Source organism: Micromonospora sonchi, assembly GCF_014646235.1.
Classification (GTDB): domain Bacteria; phylum Actinomycetota; class Actinomycetes; order Mycobacteriales; family Micromonosporaceae; genus Micromonospora; species Micromonospora sonchi.
The window spans coordinates 301202-318299 of record NZ_BMNB01000002.1 but is presented as its reverse complement, the minus strand read 5'-3'; the positions used below and the strand labels follow the sequence as shown (position 1 = coordinate 318299).

Here is a 17098-nt window from a genome sequence, read left to right as displayed (position 1 = left end):
CCAACCCGCAATCGGCCGGCTGATTCCCGGCCGGCGCTTTGGTGCCGCAGCTCACAGCCGTGGAGCGGGGCTCGGCGCTCGACCCGAATGCTACCGGAATGCGGGCCAGTGCTCCGGCCTTCAGTCCGGGGGTGAAGGCCCGAGCAGTGCCTTGACCGGGACGGTTCTGCTGCTCGATGTACTGCTTCACGGCGCTCAGCGGTGCGCCGCCGATGGAGCCTGCGAGGTACGAACCGGACCAGAGTTTGTTGGCCTGGTAGTAGTGGTGTGCCAGGTCGGGGAACTCCTGCCGTAGGCGTCGCGAGGACACGCCTTTGAGTGAGTTGACCAGGCGGGCCACGGCCACTTTTGGCGGGAAGTTGACCAGCAGGTGTGCGTGGTTGTTCTCGCCGTTGAACTCGACCAGTTCGGCCTCGAAGTCGGCGCACACGTCTCGCATGATCGCCTCCATTCGGGTCAGGTGCCGGTCGGCGAACACCTCATGCCGGAACTTCGTCACGAAAACCAAGTAGGCATGCATCGCGAAATCGACCTGGGCCTGACGCACTTCGCGGTCCTGTCGGACGGCACGAAGGTGGCCGCGCCCACGTTTCTACGCCGTGCGGCACGCAAGCTCAAGCGGTTGCAACAAGCCCTCTCCCGCGAGCGGCGCGGGAGTCAGAACCGTAAGAAGGCCGTCGTGAGGGTCGCCAGGGCGCACGCCCGCGTGGCCGACACCCGGCGGGACTGGCAGCACAAGCTGTCCACGACGATCACCCGCGAGAACCAAGCGGTGTACGTCGAGGACCTTGCCGTTGCCGGACTCGGCCGGACCCGGCTGGCGAAATCCGTGCACGATGCGGGCTGGGCCAGCTTCACCGCCATGCTGGAGTACAAGGCCGCGAAGTACGGCAGGGCATTCGGCCGGGTGGACCGATTCTTCCCATCCACCCGCATGTGCTCGCAGTGTGGCCGCATCAACGACACGATGGCCTTGAACGTCCGGTCGTGGAACTGCCCCTGCGGGACCACCCACGACCGGGACGTCAACGCCGCCATCAACGTACTCGCCGCCGGACAGGCGGAGAGCCTAAACGACCGTGGAGCGCACGTAAGACCGGGACTCGCCCCGGCGGCGCGCAGGGAAGCGGTAACCCACCCGGACACCGCGTGTTCCACACGCAGCGTGGAGGGAATCTCCGTCCTTCAGGACGGAGAGGATGTCAATCCTTCGATGCCTGTCGAGCTGAGCCGTTTACGCCATCACGCGGAAGGCGGCCCGCCAACGGGTTCGAATCTTGCGCTCGAGAAATTCGGCGGGCCGGTGAAACCCGCCGCCGACCCCACGCGTCATCAGGCTGAATCGACCGAGGACCGCCAGCGGCAAGGCTGCCGGCTTCGGCGATCGAGGCAGCCGGGAGGAACTGTGTTGGTGCGTAGTTGGCTCGCTGATGCGGGTCTGGTGGTGTTGAGCGGCGCCGCCGCAGCGGTCTACGGCATGCTGCCGACGTCCCACGGCGCGGCTGCGGCGGTCGAGGCGGAACCGGCGGCCGCGGTGGTGCCGATGGCCGTGGCCAGACCGGTGGCCGCGGTGGCGCCGGTAGCCGCCTCGCCGTCCAAGCCGAGCGTGGAGCCGGTGCTCTCCGGCAAGCGCAGAGTCACCATCGTACGGGTGGGGGCGTTCGAGTCGGGGTTGTCGCTGCTCGACGGCGGGCGGCTGACCGAGGTGGACGACGACCGTGGCCGGCAGGTGTTCGTGCCGACTCCGCTGGGCTCGGGGGAGTTCCTGATCAAGGCGTACCACGGCGGCGGCACCGGGCAGCCGATCTGCTGGCAGGTGCGCAACCCGGGTGACACCCAACCGCTGTTCGTGCGGGGGGCCGCCTGCCGGGCGGACGACCAGGCCCAGCGGTTCGTCATCGCACCCGCTCCCGCCGGAGGTGCCCGTGAATACCTGATCAGCAACCGGTGGGCGTACCTGCGCGACTCGGCGCGTTCCGGTCTGATCCTGGAGGAGTTGGGCGACGCCCCGTCGGTCAGTAGCTTCCGGTTCAACGACACCGGACCGGCTCCGCGCCAGAAGTGACCGATGCGTGACGCTGCGGAGTTCGACGCCTTCTACTCCGCGTCCGTGCAGCGGGTGCTGGGACATCTGTACGCGATGATCGGCAACCGGTCCGAGGCCGAGGACGCGGTGGCGGAGGCGTACGCCCGGGCCTGGGACCGCTGGGCCGTCGTGCGCGAGTGCGACAGCCCGGAGGCCTGGGTACGGCGGGTGGCGTACCGGGTGGCGGTGAGTGCGTGGCGCAAGACCGTCAACCGGCTGCGCGCCCATCGCCGGGACGCGGCCGAACCGCGCGTGGATGCCACCTCGGTCGACCACGTCGCGGTCGTGACGGCGCTGCGGCGGGTCTCCGCCGAGCAACGCCGGGCCGTGGTGCTGCATCATCTGGTCGGGCTGAGCGTGGCCGAGATCGCGGCGGAGGTCGGCACCAACGAGAACACCGTCAAGACCCGGCTGGCCCGGGGTCGCCGAGCCCTCGCCGCGCACCTGACGGAAGAGGAGTGTTCCAGCGTGGAAGGGGGGCGTAGCCATGAGCTCTGACAACCGGCTCGACGACGCCCTGCGAATGTTGGCGGGGCAAAGCGGGCCGGCCGGGGTCCCGGCTGCCGCCGACATCCGGCGACGCGGCGCCACCCGCCGTCGGCGTCGACGGGTGGCGAGTGTCGCGCTCGCCGCCGTCGCCGTTGTCGCGCTCGGCACGGGTATCGCGCTGGCCCGCCCCGGCGAGACGCCGCACCGCACCCCCGTCGGCCCGGCCGGTCCGGTCAGCGAGTCACCCGCCTCGCCCACCGCCTCGCCCGTCGTGCCCCCGAACGACGACCCGCTGCTGTCCGGGCAGCGTCAGGTCACCGTCGTCCGGGTGGCCGCCGCGGAGGGCGGACTGTCGCTGCTCGACGACGGCCGGCTGGCCGAGGTCGACGGAGACGAAGGGCGCCAGCTGTTCGTGTTCACCCCCCAGGGGCCCGACACGTACCAGATCCGCACCGCCGAACCCGGCACCTGCTGGGATGTGCGGTCGTCGGGCAGCCAGCCGCTGCGGGTCGAGGCGGCCCCCTGCGCGACCGGGGAGCCGAGGCAGCAGTTCACGGTCGTACCGAACGGCGATTCGACGTACCTGATCAGCAGCCACTCGGCCTACCTGCAGAACTCCCGGACCCGGGGACTGATCCTCGAAGAGGCCGGCGACGCACCCGTGACCGCCCGGTTCCGGCTGGTCGACAACGGACCCGCACCGACCTGACCCCGCTCAGGCGGCCCGGATCAGGTCGGCGGCCCGCCAGGCCAGCGCCATCACCGGCGCGTTGAGGTAGCCCGAGACGATGACCGGCAGCACCGAGGCGTCCACCACGCGCAGACCGGTCACGCCACGGACCCGCAGTTGCGGATCCACCACGAAGTCGTCGTCCGGGCCCATCGCGCAGGTGCCCACCGCGTGGTAGCCGCAGTAGCCGAGCGCCAACCCGGCCTCGACGATCTCGTCGTCGTCCTGGACCGTCGGGCCGGGTAGCGTCTCGGCGGAGATCCGCTTGGCGATCGGCCCGGTGGCGAAGAGCTCCCGGGCCCGACGCAGGGCACCGATCGCGACCCGGCGGTCATGCGCGGCGTCGAAGTAGTTCGCCACGATCCGGGGCGCGGTGCCCGGGTCGGCGGAGGTGATGGCCAGGCTGCCCGCGCTCTCCGGGCGGGTCACCGTGACCTGGGCCATCAGCCCCGACTCGGACTCCAGCTCGATGGCGCGTCCGGGCCGCCGGGGCGCCGCCGAGAACGGCGCGATCAGCAACTGGGCGTCGGGGTGCTCGGCCTCCGGTGCCGACCGGATGTACGCGCCGAGGTCGTACACCGGCAGGGCGAGCGGCCCCCGGCGGGTGAACAGGTAACGCAGCATCTCCCTGGCCTGCCCGAGCGGGCTGCTCAGTCGCGGGTTGTAGCCGGCCCTGCCGACCAGCCGGAACTGCATCGGCGTGGTCCGGTGCTCCCGCATGCCCTGGCCGACCCGGCGCCGGTCGAGCAGCACCGGGACACCGGCTTGGCGCAGCGTGTCGGCTGGGCCGATGCCGGAGACCTGCAACAGCTGTGGCGTGGCGATCGCGCCGGCGGCGAGCACCACCTCGGCGGCGGCCCGGTAGTCGACCGTGTCCCCACCGCGGCGGGCCCGTACGCCGACGGCACGGCCGTTCTCGACGAGGACACGCAGCACGACGGTGTTGACGACGACGGTCAGGTTGGGTCGGTGGCGAACCGGATGCAGGAAGGCGTCGGCGGCGCTGCTGCGTCGACCGTCGCGGATGGTCGCCATCAGGTAGCCGATCCGCTCGTCCTCGCTGGCGTTCAGGTCGTCCACCCGGCGCCAGCCCAACTGCTCGCCGGCGGCGATGGTCTCCTCGCAGATCTCGTCGGTGCCGGTAGCGGTGGAGAGCCGCAACGGACCACCGGCGCCACGCACCTCGGAGGCGCCGAGCGGGTTGTCCTCCAGCCGCTTGAAGATCGGCAGCATGGTGTCCCAGCCCCATCCCGGGTTGCCGAGGCGTTCCAACTCGTCGTAGTCGAGCCGGTCGCCGCGGGCGTACACCATGCCGTTGATCGAGCTTGACCCGCCGATCAGCCGGCCGCGCTGCCAGATCTCCCGCTGCCCCGGGCGGACCTCGGCGGGGTAGTGCCAGGCGGTGCGCCGGTCGTCCATCAGCCGGCTGAACCCCTTGGGGATGCGCACCCAGGGGCTGCTGTCCCACCCGCCGGCCTCGACGAGCAGGACCCGAACGCGCGGGTCCTCGGTCAGCCGGTTCGCCAGGACGCACCCGGCCGCACCCGCACCGACCACGATGTAGTCGAACTCCGCCATCCGGCCCCCCTCGGCCCGCGCCCGAGTGATCCACAAACCGTAGTGCCTTGATCACCCCATGGGAAGCCCGCAGCTCGTGCAAGGAAGGGCCCCCTCTTAACGTCTGGTGTAGAGGAAGGGCCCCTTGTTAACGCTCCGGACCGCCGGGTGCGCGGTCGAGCGGGAGCCAGCGGGGCAGGTTGATGGTGTCGAGCACGTCGCGGGCGGCGGCCGCCACGGCGCAGTCGGGGGTACGGCAGAGCGGGCAGCGGCCGTCCGGGCCGGGATGATGCTCGCGCAGGGTCCGGCGGGCGGTGACGGTGAGCCGGTTGAGGATCTGGGCCAGGGTGAGAAACGGTGCGGTCATGCCCGGCTCACCCCCACGATGGCGGCGAGCGCGACGATCGTGCTCGGTGCCTCGGGGTGGTCGGCCGCGTGGGCGAGCACCTCCCGGGCGGCGGGCCGGTGGCGTACCTCGGAAGGTGCGATGAGGTCGGCGTCGAGCAACACCCGGGCGGCGCTGCCCGGATCCTCGGTCTGGAGGTAGGCGCGGGCGGCCTCGATCAGGTGCGCGGCGCGATGCTCGGGCGGCAGCCACCGCCAGCCGGCGCGCCCGACGGCCTCCCCGTGTCGGGCGATCGCGTCGTCCGCCGTACCCAACTCGACGCCCACCGCGACCCCGGCGAGCGCCACGGCGGTCGGTCCGAAGCCGGTGTGATGATGGTCGTGGCCGTCGCCGACCTCGGCGGCAAGGTCGGCGGCCTCGTCGATGCGCGCGGCGGCGGCCCGGTCGTCGCCCTGCCGGGCCGCCGCGAGCGCCGCCTGCACGAGCAGCGTCCCGCACAGGGAGAGCCGCGCCGCGTCGGGGTCGGCCTGGCCGATCCGGTACGCGGCGGTGAGCGCCGCCCTCCCGGCCGCCCGCGCCCGACCGGTGGCCCGCAGCACCTGACCGAGCTGCACGGTGGCGCTCGCCACCAGCACCGGATCCCCGGTGGCCAGGGCCATCGCCCGATCGGCGGCCAGCCAGGCAAGGCCGGTCTCGCCGAGCTTGACCAGCAGGGCGGCGGTCAGCCGGTACGCCTCCACCAGCGGCACCCGACCCGCCCGAGGATCGTGGGCGTGGCCGCGCTGCGCGCCGGCCAGCAGGTCAGGAAGCAGGTCGATCAGGGCCGGGTACCGCGCATGCTGGTAGCTGGTCCAGGCATGCGCGACGCCGCGCATCACCCGAGCCGCGTCCGGCACCGTGGGGCCCGCCGTCGGCCGCTCCAAAGCGATGTCGTACGCGGACAGCGCCGCCCCGATCAACTCCACGTCCTCGATCCGCGCCGTCACGTCAACGGGCCGGCTGTCCTGCCCGAGCAGCAACGCATGGTCGATCCGGAGCGCGGCGGCGATGTCCCGCAACGTGGAAACCTTGTCCAGCGCCCGTACCCCGCGCTCGACTTTGTCGACCCAGCTCTTCGACTTCCCGAGCCGATCGGCGAACACCTGCTGCGACATCCTCCGCCGCACCCGCCAGTACGCCACCCGCCGCCCGATCGGCACCTCACTCTCCACCCCGCCACCGCCGATCCGGTGCGGTCGGGCGGGATCTTCCCATTCTCTGACGTTCGACTTGATTGGTGAGCTTGATTTCGGCTGCCCTCCTGGCCTCGATCGTCAGACTGACGAGTAAGTGGGTCGGGGTACGAGTGGCCGGTCCGCCGTGGGAGCAGCGCGAGTGCCTGCGCCCACGGCGGCCTTGGCCGGTCCGCGTTTGCCGAACGAAGGACCATGCCGGTTCTGATGTTAGAGACCTTTGGTACCTAAGGCAATGATGGTCTTGAAGGAGGGTAAGCAGCGTGGTCCGATGGGAGTGCCGAACGAAGGAAGTTTCGACATGCCCATACCGACTGGTGGCTACCGCGAGGTTGCCGAAGACATGGCCGCCCGCATCAAGAGCGGAGAGTACGGTCCTGGCGACCGGTTGCCGACGTATCGGGAGCTTTCAGACCTGTATCAGGTCAGCGTGACAACAGTGCAGCGGGCGGTGATTATCTTGCAGGACCGTGGCTTGATCGTCGGTCTGCAGGGGCGGGGTCTATGGGTTGCTGAGCGCCAGGGACGAGAGTCGGGCGGCGGCCGTGACGGCCAAGGAGGCTGACCGCACAGTGGCGTGGTACTCATGAGCTGAAAAGGCAAACATGACCATCATCGACAAGATCGCCTGGATTCGCCTTGAGAACGGCGCGATCCTCAGCTCCCGATCACGCGGCAAGGACGTCTACTACATCCCCGGCGGCAAACGAGAACCAGGCGAAGGCGACATCGATACCCTCGTCCGCGAGGTCCAGGAAGAGCTCAGCGTGACCATCGATCCCAACACCGCCGAGCACGTCGGAACCTTCCACGCCCAAGCCCATGGTCACCCCGACGGGACGATGGTCCGGATGACCTGCTACACCGCCGACCACCACGGGGTTCTGCAGCCGAGCAGCGAGATCGAGGAGATGGTCTGGCTCACCCATGCCGACCGCCACCGGGTCTCCCCAGTCGATCAGATCATCTTCGATCACCTACACAAGACCGCGCGCATGCGCGCCTGTTGAGCTGATCCGTTTGCGTCATCGCGCCCCTCGGACAATCGACTTCCTGAAGCCAGTGGGAGGCGCATCCCTCAATCAATGTTATTTCACACAGACATAATTATGTCTCTGTGAAATAACGCCTTCAGTGAGTAGTAGCCCTACATCCGGCCCAGGCGGTGCCGGAGACGCTGCGGAACATTACAGACGGGATGAGGTGGTCGGTCGAAGGGCAGCCAACGCCTTGTTGATGTTCCACTCGGCCAGATCCAGCATCCACTGCCGGTTCGGGAAGTCGGTGTCCGCGATCCGCAGCGGGCCCTCGATCAGCGAGAGCACCTGCGCGTATCGGTAGAGTTCCAGCCGGTGCGGGTCGAGATCGACGGGGCGCAGCAGCGGATAGGCGTCGCCGAAGCGCATCCGCAGCCAGGCATGCTCCCATTCGACGTCGAAGTACGTCAGGCCCTCGATATCGATCATCACGGGTTCGCCGTCGGGCGTGACGAGGACGTGATCCGGTCCGAGTTCGCCATGCACCAGCCCGTACGTCCGGCGTTCGGTGACCGCGTCACGGAGTTGGCGTACGTGTGCGGTGATCCGATCGTGTGCCTCGGCGAGCCGAGAGTCGCGGACGGCCGTGGCCTGGAGGTGGCTGAGCGCCCGGTCCACGATGATGTCCTCGGTGCGTCGGCTCTGGTTAGCCGCGCCACGCTCGATGGCGGCGAGCTTGCCGTAGTTCGCGCCGAGCGTGGTGTGCATCCGACGTAGCGCGTCACCGAGCGCGGAGAGTGGCCTGGCGGCGGCGGCCGGATCACGTTCCAGCAGAGCTTCCAGCTTCACCCTGCCCGCATCCTCAAGCAGGGCGACGTCGGCATCGAGGTAGCGGCGGTCGCGGTCGAGCATCAGGAGCCGTGGAATCCGCACGTCGACGGCGGCGAGCGCCGCGTGATTGGCGGCGAACAGTTCCGCGCCGGAGGCGTCGGTGAACGGGTCGTCCGGGACGGTCGGCGACGGCGGCCAGTAGTTCTCCCCGGCCGCCCACACGTAGACGATCATCTGCGTTCGGTCGTCGAGGCGTAGCCGATAGACGCCCTTCTTGGTGCCGCCCGTCAGCCGGTCCAGCGTGACGATCCGGCGGTCACCGCCGAACTGGTCCGCCACCAGGTCGCGAAACTCGTCCGCCTGCAAGAACGTCCGCTTCACCGTCACCTCAGCAGAGGTCGAGGACGTCGACCGTCTGGCCGCCGCTTACGGCGGACCATAGCGGTCGGACCGCTGATGCGCGAAACTCCCTGACCGTTGTCGGCACCCGGTGGTCGAGTGCGGAACGGTGACAGTGTTGGACGGCGCAGGGCGCGGGGGCCAATCGCCGGAGGTGCATCCCTCAACTGAGGTATGTCACAGAGACATAATTATGTCTCTGTGACATCACGCCCTTTCAGGGAGCAGTAGTCCTGCGTCCGCCCCACAGCCTGTCGAGCTGATCCGTTTGCGCTATCGCGGCCCTCGGCCGATCGGCTGCCCGACCGCGTCGTCGGTCGTCCCGCCGGCGCCGCAGAACAGGCCGTCTTCGCGAAGGAACCGGTCGCCGCGATCCGTTTGTGCTCTCAGCTCGACAGGGCCGCGCACAGCACAAGGCGCCGCGACAGCCACCGGCCCGACTCAACCGCTCCGACGACGCAGGTCCCGTACGTCGGGTAGCTGTTCGAAGCCGGCGGACCGGTAGGTGGCGACGGCGCCGGCGTTGGCGCTTTCGGCGCACACGATCGCGCTCGACGAGCCCATGTCCCCCAGGGCGGCCGCGGCGGCGACGGTGATCGCCGTGCCGTAGCCGTGACCGCGATGCTCGCGGTGCACGCCCATCGGTTCGAGCAACCCGGGCCGACCCGGACCAGCCGACCACACCGTGGTGCCCGCCACCGCGACGCCGTGGCCGTCGTAGGCGACCAGGCACCGAGCCTCGGCGTACGGCGAGCCGGTGGCCATCGCATGCCACCGCTCGTCGGTGAACGTCGACCCGTCGAACGCCGCGCGCTGCACGTCGGCCCGCACGTGGGCCTGCTCCGGGCCGATCGCCTCGATCCGCACGCCGCAGTCTTCCACGGGCTCCGCGAGGTCGCGCCGCAGCGGTGTCCACGGCTCGTCGAGTTTCCACCCGTCGACGAGCAGCAGGTCGCGGAACACCCCGTCGTACCGCGCCTCGATGCAGACGCTCCCCTGTGGAAGGACGCCGCGTTCCGGCTGCGTCACGTCGGCGACCATCCGACGGGCCAGTTCCTCGTCGTGACCGGCGTCGGGGGCGATCGCCAGTCGCAGCAGGCCGGGACCGTCCAGCAGCCCGAGGGCGAGGATCTCTCCGTCGCGGCCCCAGGTCCGGAGCGCACCGGCCGTCGTCTCCGCTCCGAACCGCCAGTACCAGCCCAGGTCCCCCGGATGCAACTGCATCGGTGCCCCGTCGTGCTGCCACTGGCGCAGCACGCGCACGACCTCGTCCAACCCATCGACACCCGGTGTGTTCATCACAGTCGACACACGCTGATCGAAACACCCCCACCCCGTCAGCCGCAAAGGGTTTGCTCTCCACCCACGTCATCGCCTGAGCAGTGCCCTTGACGAAGCCCCGTGCGCCGACGACGCCCGGGCGATGCCGGCGGCGACGGTGGTCGCGGCGAGGACGGAGACGGCGGCGACCGGCCCGATCCAGGCCGGGCCGAGACCGACCGTGAGCACCGCGCCGCCGAGCGCGGCGCCGAGGGCTCCGGCGGCGCCGGCGACGGAGATGTTGACCGCGGCGACCAGGCCGGTGGTGGCGGCGTCGACCTGGCCCATCAGCCAGGTCTGGACCAGGGGTACGACCAGGAACGCCGCCGCCCCCAGCAGGGCCAGGCCGACCAGTGCCAGCGGTGGCACCGGCAGCAGGAGCGGCTGCGCGAGCAGAATCAGGGCCAGCGCGCCGACGGCGAGCGGCAGGCGGCGGGTGATCGCGTCGGGGCGTACCCGGCTGGCGAGCAGGTTGCCGGCGACGGTGCCCAGGCCGTAGCCGACCAGGCCGACGCTGACCCAGCCGGGGCTGAGCCCGGTGACGGTGCGCAGCATCGGCGCGACGTAGGTGAAGGCCGCCACGAAACCGGTCAGCGCCAGCAGGGTGACGCCGAGGCCGGCGAGGACGGGACGGCGGGCCAGCGCGCCGACGCTGTCCCGGACCCCGGCCGGCGGCGCAGCGGCGATCCGGGGGCAGAAGACGACCACGCCGAGCAGCCCGACGGCGGCCATCCCGGCCACCACCACGAAGGTGACCGGCCAGCCGTACGCCTCACCGATCAGGCTGCCCAGCGGCAGACCGAGCACGGTGGCCAGGGCGAACCCGCCGAAGATCCGGGCCACCGCGACGGTCTGTCGCTCGGGCGGCACGGCGGCCATCGCGACCTGGGAGGCCACCGCCATGAACAGCGCCTGGGCCAGCGCCGAACCGAGCCGGGCCGACAACAACATGGCGTACGACGTGGCCATCGCGCTGGCCACCGCCGACACGGTGGCCAGCGCCATGGTGCCGGCCAGTAGTTCCCGGCGCGGCAGCCGGCGGGTCAGCACGGCGGCCACCGGACCGCCCACGGTCACCACGATCATGTACGCGGTGACCAGTTGCCCGGCGGCGGGTACCGACACCCCCAGGTCGGCGGCGACCTGGGGGAGGAGGCCGACCAGCACGAACTCGGCGGTGGCCACGGCGAACGAGCAGACGAGAAGCACGTAAAGGATCACGGGCGGACGCTAAAGCCTCACATTGACGTTAGAGTCAAGTGATGCGGATCGGAGACTTGAGCGCGCGGACCGGGGCATCGGTGCGGATGCTGCGCTACTACGAGGAACAGGGCCTGCTGGCGCCCGTGCGCACCGACTCGGGATACCGGATCTACCAGGAGTCCGACGTGGACCGGGTGGCCCGCATCCGGTGCATGCTCTCGGCCGCGCTGCCCTCCGGTGTGGTCGGTGAGGCGCTGAAGTTCCTGCTGGACGGGCGCGCGGTGATCCCCGACGAGCCGGCCGACCGCGCCCGCCTGGCCGACACCCTAGAAGGCGAGTTGGACCTGCTGACCGAGAAGATCGAGTCGCTGCAACACAGCCGCGAGCTGCTCGCCACCATCGTCTCCGACGTACGCGGTGACGTGGTGGGACCCGGCCGGCCCGGTGACCCGGGCTGCGCGGTGCGCCGGTCGGTCCGCAAGGCGGGCCCGGCGATCGGCCCGGTCCGCTGACCTGAGCAGGTGTTAAAAAGGGGCCCTTCCTCTACCGGAGGCGTTAATAGGGGGCCCTTCCTTGCACCAGGCCTTCGGCGACCAGGTCGGACCAGAACTCCTCGGGTGGGGGTGGGGCGGCCAGCAGGGCGGCGTTGCGGCGTACCTGCTCGGGGTGGTCGGCACCGACGACCACGGCGGCGACCGCCGGGTGGGCGGCGGCGAAGGCTAGCGCGGCAGCCGGCAGGGTCGTGCCGTGTCGGTCGCAGACCGCGACGATCGCCTGTACCCGCTGAAGCACCGGAGGCGGCACGTGGGCGTACTCGTAGTGCAGGCCGGCGTGCGGACGCGGCACGGCCAGCAGACCGCTGTTGAAGACGCCCACATTGAGCACGGACACGCCGCGACGCTGACACTCCGGCAGCAGCGCGTGCAGCGCCGGCTGTTCCAGCAGCGTGTACCGGCCGGCGACCATGACCGCGTCGACGTCGGTCTCGACGACGAACCGGTGCAGCGCCTGCCAGTGCTTCGTGCCGACCCCGATCGCGCCGACCATGCCCTGGGCCCGCAACTCGTGCAGGGCCGGGTACGCCTGATCCAGGGCCGCCTGCTGATGGTCCTCCGGATCGTGGATGAGCACCAGGTCGACCCGGTCCAGACCGAGCCGGGTCAGGCTCGACTCCAGGCTGCGGCGTACCCCGTCGGCGCTGAAGTCCCACACCCGGCGGTGGTCGGCGGGCACCTGGAAGCCCTCGGGGTCGCGGCGGCCGGCCCCGGCGAGATCCGGCACCAGCAGCCGGCCCACCTTGGTGCTGATCGTGTACGCGTCCCGGGGCCGGGCGCGCAGCGCGGCGCCGAGCCGCCGCTCGGAGAGCCCGAGGCCGTAGTGCGGCGCGGTGTCGAAGTAGCGGATGCCGCACTCCCAGGCGGCCGCCACGGTGGCGTCGGCCTCGGCGTCGTCGATCTCGGTGTAGAGGTTGCCCAGCTGGGCGCAGCCGAGACCGAGGCGGCTCACGGTCACCGCCGACCGTCCGATCCGTACGCCGCTCATGCCGCGCCCGCCGATGGCGTGGGCAGCCGCAGACCGTGCATCCCGCCGTCGACGGCGAGCACGCTGCCGGTGGTCGACCCGGCGAGCGGGCTGGCCAGGTACGCGACGGCGGCGGCCACCTCCTGCCCGGTGGTGAGTCGACCGGTGGGTTGGCGGGCCCGCAGCGCGGCCAGTTCCGCCGCCGGGTCCTCGGCGGCGTCGAGCAGGCGACGCACCCAGGGGGTGTCCGCCGTGCCCGGGTTGACGCAGTTGACCCGGATGCCGGCGGAGACGTGGTCGGCGGCCATCGCCAGGGTGAGCGCCTGGACGGCTCCCTTGCTGGCGCTGTAGAGCGCACGCTGGGGCAGGCCGAGCCAGGCGGCGATGGAACCGATGTTGACGATCGCGGCGTGCGCCGAGGCGCGCAGGTGCGGCAGCGCGGCGCGGGTCACCCGCACGATGCCCACCACGTTGACGTCGAGCACCCGGTGCCACTCGTCGTCGGCGTTGGTCTCGACGGTGCCCAGTGCGCCGACGGCGGCGTTGTTGACCAGGATGTCGATGCCGCCGAGCGCCTCGCTCGCGGCGGTGATCGCGGCGCGTACCGAATCGTCGTCGGTCACGTCGGCGGCCAGGCCGAGCAACGGCGCGGGCACCGCCTCGGGGTTCAGGTCCAGGCACGCGACCCGGGCGCCTCGCTCCGCGAGGAGGGTGGCGGTCGCCAGGCCGATGCCGGACGCCCCACCGGTGACCACCGCCGCCAGGCCGGCGAACTCCCGGGCGTCGACGCCGGTCATGCGGGCGCCAGCGTCTGATGTTTCGGGGATCCCGCCTCCGGCGCATCCACTCGCAGCAGCTTCACCCGTCGCTCCCCACCCAACGTCATATGGCAATGAGTCGGCGATACATCCGATGTCTATCAGGCGATCGTGGTGCTTCACAAGGTCGTCGATCAACGGTGATCGGCGCATGCCCCGGCCACCGATGGCCGGCACCGACCGGCCCGGGGCCGTTGGTCCCGGCGTACCGGGACTTCGGCCGCTGGCCCGACCCTCGTACCAGGACTGCACTGGAAGGGAGGACGAAAGGGAGTGAGGACGATGAGCTATCTGATCGTCGTGGGTGTGGACGGTTCCGATGGTGGCCGGCGGGCCCTGCGGTGGGCGGCGCGCGAGGCGGCCGAGCGCAATGGCACCGTGCAGGCGGTCATCGCCTGGCGGTGGGACGGCCTGGACGGCGGCGCCATGGTCGCGCCCAACCCGGTCGAGGAGAACGAACGAGCCGAGGCCCTGCTGGCTCGGGAGATCGCGACGATCACCCGGGACGGATCCGCGATTCCAGTGGCCGCCGAGGTTCTCGAGGGCCGCCCGGCCGACGTGCTGTCCGCCGTCGCGCGCAGGGCCGACCTGCTGGTGCTCGGCAGCCACGGCCACGGCCGGCTGCGGCACACCGTGCTCGGTTCGGTGAGCGAGGAGTGCGTACGCAAGGCCACCTGCCCCGTCGTCGTGATTCCGGTGCCAGCCCCGACGCCCACCGGTACCGCCGTGCCGGCCCTGCCGGGCTGAGCCCTGCGGCGGCGTCTTGCCGGCGTCTGCCATGCTCTGGGCCGTGACGACCGACCACCCCCGATCCCACCGCCGTAGCCGCAGACGCCTGCTGCGCCTGATGCTTGTCGTCGGTGCGGTCGGGGTGCTCGTCGCCGCTGCCGTGTTCGCGGTGCCGCAGCTGTTGCCGGCGGGTCCGCGACCCTTGTTCCAGATGCCCGTCGGCTGCGGCGAGACGTGGCAGATCGGCACCTACCCCGGGCACGGCGAGTACGACGTGGACTTCTTCCCCCTCGACGGCGACCCGTGGGGCCAGCCGGTGCTCGCCTCGTACGCGGGCACCGTCACCGTGGCCGGGATCAACGGTTCCCTCGGTGGGCGTACCCCCGACAACCCGGACGGCCCTCGGGGTCGCGGCGGCGGCTACTGGGTGAAGATCGACCACGGCGGCCGGTGGGAGACCCAGTACCTGCACCTGCTCGAACCGCCACTGGTGGAGGTCGGGCAGCGGGTCGCTCAGGGCGAGCAGCTCGGCCGGATCGGCAGCACCGGCAACTCCGGCGCGCCGCACCTGCACTACGAGCAGCGCCGGGGTTGGGAGAAGGTGGAGACCTGGTTCGACGGGCAGCCCTCCGGCATCACCCACGACGACGCCGAGTACACCGTGCGGCTGACCAGCAACAACTGTCCCGCCTGAGATCACGCGCCGGGCGATACCGCTCCTTCGCCGTCCAAGGCTTGAAAACCCGTCGAGCGAGGTCACCGTCCCACCCAGACCCTGTTGATCATGAGGTTGGCGGCAGTTGTTGCTCTAGACTGCCGCTAACCTCATGATCAACGGTGGGTGGGTGGGGTCAGGTTTTGTCGGCGCCTTCGTTGGCGTCGCGGACGAAGTAGCGTTGGAAGATCACGAAGATGATGGCGACGGGGATGGTGGCGAGCAGGGCGGCGCCGAGTTTGAGGGGGTACTGGGTGCCCTTGCCCAGTGAGCCGCTGACCAGGTCGGCGAGGCCCCGGGGCAGGGTGAACAGGCTCGGGTCCTGCACGGCGACCAGACTGTGCGGGAACTCGTTCCAGGAGCCCTGGAAGGAGAGGATGGTCAGCGTGATCAGCGCCGGCTTCGCCATCGGCAGCACCACCGACCAGAAGGTACGGAAGATGCTCGCGCCGTCGATGCGGGCCGCCTCCTCGACGCTGACCGGGATCGACTCGAAGAACTGCTTCATGATGAACACGCCGGCGGCGTCGGCGAGCAGCGGCACGATCAGCGCGGTGTAGCTGTTGTAGATGCCGAGCTGGTTGAGCACCAGGAACTTCGGGATCAGCAGCACCACACCCGGTACCGCCATCACCGCGATGACCGCCGCGAAGAGCCCGGAGCGTCCGCGGAAGCGCAGCCGGGCCAGGGCGTACCCGGCGAGCGAGCAGAAGAAGACCCGCCCGGCGGTGACCACCACCGTCACCAGCAGCGAGTTGCCGAGCCAGAGCGGGAAGTTGGTGCCGGCGAAGATCCGTACGAACCCGTCGAGCACGATCGAATCGGGGATCGGCGACAGCGGGTTGGCCGCGGCGTCGGGCTCGGTCTTGAACGAGTTGCCGATCTGGATGACGAACGGGTAGAGGAAGACCAGCGAGAAGAAGACCAGGACCGCGTACCCCAGGAAACGGGTGGCGAGGGTGCGCGGACCGCGGTCGCCGCGGCGCGCGGGCGCCGCCGGACGGTCGGCCACTGTGGTCATCGGGCGGATCCCTCCGATCTACGCCGCCGGCCCCAGCGGGGGCGGTCGGTGTCCCGGTCGGCCATCACCCGACGCTGGACGAGGGTGAACACGATGATGATCAGGAACAGGACGAACGAGATGGCCGCGCCGGAGCCGTACTCGAAGTCGCGGAACGCGGTGCGGTACGACAGGTAGGCCGGGGTGAGGGTGGTCTTGGCCGGTTCGCCCTGACTCATCACGTACACCTGGTCGAACACCTGCCAGGAGCCGATCAGACCGAGGGTGAGCACCAGGAACGTGGTCGGCTTGATCAGCGGCAGGGTGACGTGACGGAACCGCTGCCAACGGCCCGCCCCGTCCAGCGTGCTCGCCTCCTCCAGCGCGACCGGCACGTTCTGCAGGGCGGCGAGGAACATCAGCATGAACGTGCCGGAGGTGGTCCAGATCACCAGCGCGATGATGGACGTCATCGCGACGCTGGGCCCGCTGAACCACTCCCACCAGCTCAGGCCGAGCGGACCGCCCTCGGTCAGCGCGGTCGGTGGGGTGTCCACCCCGACCACGCCGAGCAGCAGGTGCAGTACGCCCCGGGAGTCGGCGAACCACTGCGGTCCGCTGATGCCGAACATCGCCAGCAGGTTGTTGACCGCGCCGGAGTTGGCGAACAGGAACAGGAAGACCACGCTGATCGCCACCGAGCTGGTGACGGAGGGGAAGTAGAAGGCGGTGCGGAAGAAGCTCTTGCCCTTGAGCAGCCGGTTGTTCACCACCAGGGCCAGGCCGAGGGCCAGCACCGTCTGCGTGGGCACCACCAGCGCCACGTAGTAGACGTTGTTGCGGATGCTGGTCATGAAGTCCCGGCGGGCCAGGCCCTCCGAGGTGAACAGCCGGGTGTAGTTGTCGGTGCCGACGAACGGCACCTCGCGGGTGAACGGGCTGCCCTGCCCGTTCCAGCTGGTGAGGCTGACCCAGAGCGCCATCAGGATCGGCAGCAGCAGGAACAGCCCGAGGATGATGATCACCGGCGCGACGAACAGCCAGCCCGCGATGTTCTCGTTGGCGCGTACGCCACCACGTCGGCGTCGGCCGGGCTCACCACTCACGCTCGTCGGTGTCGCCAGCACATCCGTCGCCACTTGCCC

General features: G+C 70.5%; 18 protein-coding genes and 1 pseudogene. 8 read left to right on the top strand and 11 right to left on the bottom strand.

The genetic code is table 11. From position 1 onward, the window contains the following. Positions 1–157 precede the first annotated feature (157 nt). Positions 158–520: pseudogene (gene tnpA, locus IEY61_RS03615) on the bottom strand (IS200/IS605 family transposase); the annotation flags it as partial. Here tnpA and IEY61_RS31000 point away from each other — a divergent pair. The 3 genes from IEY61_RS31000 to IEY61_RS03595 are packed head-to-tail and all read left to right on the top strand — an operon-like array spanning position 461 to position 3284. Next, complete coding sequence (locus IEY61_RS31000) at positions 461–2065, top strand: RNA-guided endonuclease InsQ/TnpB family protein (protein ID WP_229705657.1); 1605 nt, start codon at positions 461–463, stop codon at positions 2063–2065. The pseudogene tnpA and the gene IEY61_RS31000 sit on opposite strands and share 60 nt — an antisense overlap. A gap of 3 nt (positions 2066–2068) precedes the next feature. Further along, complete coding sequence (locus tag IEY61_RS03600; protein WP_189040764.1) at positions 2069–2584, top strand: RNA polymerase sigma factor; 516 nt, start codon at positions 2069–2071, stop codon at positions 2582–2584. Further along, complete coding sequence (locus tag IEY61_RS03595; protein WP_189040763.1) at positions 2574–3284, top strand: RICIN domain-containing protein; 711 nt, start codon at positions 2574–2576, stop codon at positions 3282–3284. The genes IEY61_RS03600 and IEY61_RS03595 overlap by 11 nt, the downstream gene beginning before the upstream one ends. 6 nt (positions 3285–3290) lie before the next feature. On the opposite strand, the gene IEY61_RS03590 is transcribed toward IEY61_RS03595, so the two are convergent. The 3 genes from IEY61_RS03590 to IEY61_RS03580 all read right to left on the bottom strand — a co-directional run bounded on the left by IEY61_RS03590 (position 3291) and on the right by IEY61_RS03580 (position 6419). After that, positions 3291–4883 carry a GMC family oxidoreductase gene (locus tag IEY61_RS03590; RefSeq protein ID WP_189040762.1) on the bottom strand — a complete coding sequence of 531 codons (1593 nt, stop codon included), beginning with the start codon at positions 4881–4883 and terminating at the stop codon, positions 3291–3293. 127 nt (positions 4884–5010) lie between these two features. After that, complete coding sequence (locus IEY61_RS03585; RefSeq protein WP_189040761.1) at positions 5011–5229, bottom strand: hypothetical protein; 219 nt, start codon at positions 5227–5229, stop codon at positions 5011–5013. After that, positions 5226–6419: a helix-turn-helix domain-containing protein gene (locus IEY61_RS03580; RefSeq protein ID WP_229705656.1), complete on the bottom strand. Its 1194-nt coding sequence runs from the start codon at positions 6417–6419 to the stop codon at positions 5226–5228. Before IEY61_RS03580 ends, IEY61_RS03585 begins: the two co-directional genes overlap by 4 nt. A gap of 292 nt (positions 6420–6711) precedes the next feature. Between IEY61_RS03580 and IEY61_RS03575 the strand changes: the two genes are divergently transcribed. Together IEY61_RS03575 and IEY61_RS03570 are read left to right on the top strand one after the other, a co-directional pair. Then, on the top strand, positions 6712–7005 hold the full coding sequence (locus IEY61_RS03575; RefSeq protein ID WP_229705655.1) for a winged helix-turn-helix domain-containing protein: 294 nt from the start codon (positions 6712–6714) through the stop codon (positions 7003–7005). Positions 7006–7045: 40 nt separating this feature from the next. Next, positions 7046–7450, top strand: a complete 405-nt coding sequence (locus tag IEY61_RS03570; RefSeq protein ID WP_189040760.1) for an NUDIX hydrolase — start codon at positions 7046–7048, stop codon at positions 7448–7450. 177 nt (positions 7451–7627) lie between these two features. Here IEY61_RS03570 and IEY61_RS03565 read toward each other — a convergent pair whose 3' ends face one another. The 3 genes from IEY61_RS03565 to IEY61_RS03555 all read right to left on the bottom strand — a co-directional run bounded on the left by IEY61_RS03565 (position 7628) and on the right by IEY61_RS03555 (position 11188). Continuing rightward, positions 7628–8629, bottom strand: a complete 1002-nt coding sequence (locus tag IEY61_RS03565; RefSeq protein ID WP_189040759.1) for a phosphotransferase family protein — start codon at positions 8627–8629, stop codon at positions 7628–7630. Positions 8630–9088: 459 nt separating this feature from the next. Next, entirely contained in the window at positions 9089–9946 is an 858-nt protein-coding gene (locus IEY61_RS03560) for a GNAT family N-acetyltransferase (RefSeq protein WP_189040758.1), read from the bottom strand. Positions 9947–10015: 69 nt separating this feature from the next. Further along, positions 10016–11188 (bottom strand): MFS transporter, encoded by a 1173-nt coding sequence (locus IEY61_RS03555; protein ID WP_189040757.1) that lies wholly within the window; start codon positions 11186–11188, stop codon positions 10016–10018. A gap of 41 nt (positions 11189–11229) precedes the next feature. Between IEY61_RS03555 and IEY61_RS03550 the strand changes: the two genes are divergently transcribed. Continuing rightward, the gene (locus IEY61_RS03550; RefSeq protein ID WP_189040756.1) at positions 11230–11682 is read left to right on the top strand and encodes a MerR family transcriptional regulator; all 453 of its coding nucleotides are present in this window, start codon (positions 11230–11232) and stop codon (positions 11680–11682) included. A 43-nt stretch (positions 11683–11725) separates the two neighbouring features. On the opposite strand, the gene IEY61_RS03545 is transcribed toward IEY61_RS03550, so the two are convergent. Next, positions 11726–12712 carry an aldo/keto reductase gene (locus IEY61_RS03545; protein ID WP_189040755.1) on the bottom strand — a complete coding sequence of 329 codons (987 nt, stop codon included), beginning with the start codon at positions 12710–12712 and terminating at the stop codon, positions 11726–11728. Continuing rightward, the gene (locus IEY61_RS03540; protein ID WP_189040754.1) at positions 12709–13488 is read right to left on the bottom strand and encodes an SDR family NAD(P)-dependent oxidoreductase; all 780 of its coding nucleotides are present in this window, start codon (positions 13486–13488) and stop codon (positions 12709–12711) included. The genes IEY61_RS03545 and IEY61_RS03540 overlap by 4 nt, the downstream gene beginning before the upstream one ends. A 303-nt stretch (positions 13489–13791) precedes the next feature. Between IEY61_RS03540 and IEY61_RS03535 the strand changes: the two genes are divergently transcribed. Further along, on the top strand, positions 13792–14256 hold the full coding sequence (locus tag IEY61_RS03535; protein WP_189040753.1) for a universal stress protein: 465 nt from the start codon (positions 13792–13794) through the stop codon (positions 14254–14256). A gap of 43 nt (positions 14257–14299) precedes the next feature. Continuing rightward, a complete protein-coding gene (locus IEY61_RS03530; protein WP_229705654.1) occupies positions 14300–14932 on the top strand; it encodes a M23 family metallopeptidase in 633 nt (210 codons plus the stop codon). 157 nt (positions 14933–15089) lie between these two features. Here IEY61_RS03530 and IEY61_RS03525 read toward each other — a convergent pair whose 3' ends face one another. Both IEY61_RS03525 and IEY61_RS03520 read right to left on the bottom strand, forming a co-directional pair. After that, positions 15090–15974, bottom strand: a complete 885-nt coding sequence (locus IEY61_RS03525) for a carbohydrate ABC transporter permease (protein WP_189040751.1) — start codon at positions 15972–15974, stop codon at positions 15090–15092. Further along, on the bottom strand, positions 15971–17092 hold the full coding sequence (locus IEY61_RS03520) for a carbohydrate ABC transporter permease (RefSeq protein WP_229705653.1): 1122 nt from the start codon (positions 17090–17092) through the stop codon (positions 15971–15973). The genes IEY61_RS03525 and IEY61_RS03520 overlap by 4 nt, the downstream gene beginning before the upstream one ends. Positions 17093–17098: the final 6 nt, after the last annotated feature.

What these genes read in the sequence shown, in the direction of transcription:
- IEY61_RS03600 (WP_189040764.1), top strand. Translation starts at nt 2,069, where the DNA reads ATGCGTGACGCTGCGGAGTTCGACGCCTTCTACTCCGCGTCCGTGCAG.
- IEY61_RS03595 (WP_189040763.1), top strand. Translation starts at nt 2,574, where the DNA reads ATGAGCTCTGACAACCGGCTCGACGACGCCCTGCGAATGTTGGCGGGG.
- IEY61_RS03590 (WP_189040762.1), bottom strand. Translation starts at nt 4,883, where the DNA reads ATGGCGGAGTTCGACTACATCGTGGTCGGTGCGGGTGCGGCCGGGTGC.
- IEY61_RS03585 (WP_189040761.1), bottom strand. Translation starts at nt 5,229, where the DNA reads ATGACCGCACCGTTTCTCACCCTGGCCCAGATCCTCAACCGGCTCACC.
- IEY61_RS03575 (WP_229705655.1), top strand. Translation starts at nt 6,712, where the DNA reads ATGGGAGTGCCGAACGAAGGAAGTTTCGACATGCCCATACCGACTGGT.
- IEY61_RS03570 (WP_189040760.1), top strand. Translation starts at nt 7,046, where the DNA reads ATGACCATCATCGACAAGATCGCCTGGATTCGCCTTGAGAACGGCGCG.
- IEY61_RS03560 (WP_189040758.1), bottom strand. Translation starts at nt 9,946, where the DNA reads ATGAACACACCGGGTGTCGATGGGTTGGACGAGGTCGTGCGCGTGCTG.
- IEY61_RS03550 (WP_189040756.1), top strand. Translation starts at nt 11,230, where the DNA reads ATGCGGATCGGAGACTTGAGCGCGCGGACCGGGGCATCGGTGCGGATG.
- IEY61_RS03545 (WP_189040755.1), bottom strand. Translation starts at nt 12,712, where the DNA reads ATGAGCGGCGTACGGATCGGACGGTCGGCGGTGACCGTGAGCCGCCTC.
- IEY61_RS03540 (WP_189040754.1), bottom strand. Translation starts at nt 13,488, where the DNA reads ATGACCGGCGTCGACGCCCGGGAGTTCGCCGGCCTGGCGGCGGTGGTC.
- IEY61_RS03535 (WP_189040753.1), top strand. Translation starts at nt 13,792, where the DNA reads ATGAGCTATCTGATCGTCGTGGGTGTGGACGGTTCCGATGGTGGCCGG.
- IEY61_RS03525 (WP_189040751.1), bottom strand. Translation starts at nt 15,974, where the DNA reads ATGACCACAGTGGCCGACCGTCCGGCGGCGCCCGCGCGCCGCGGCGAC.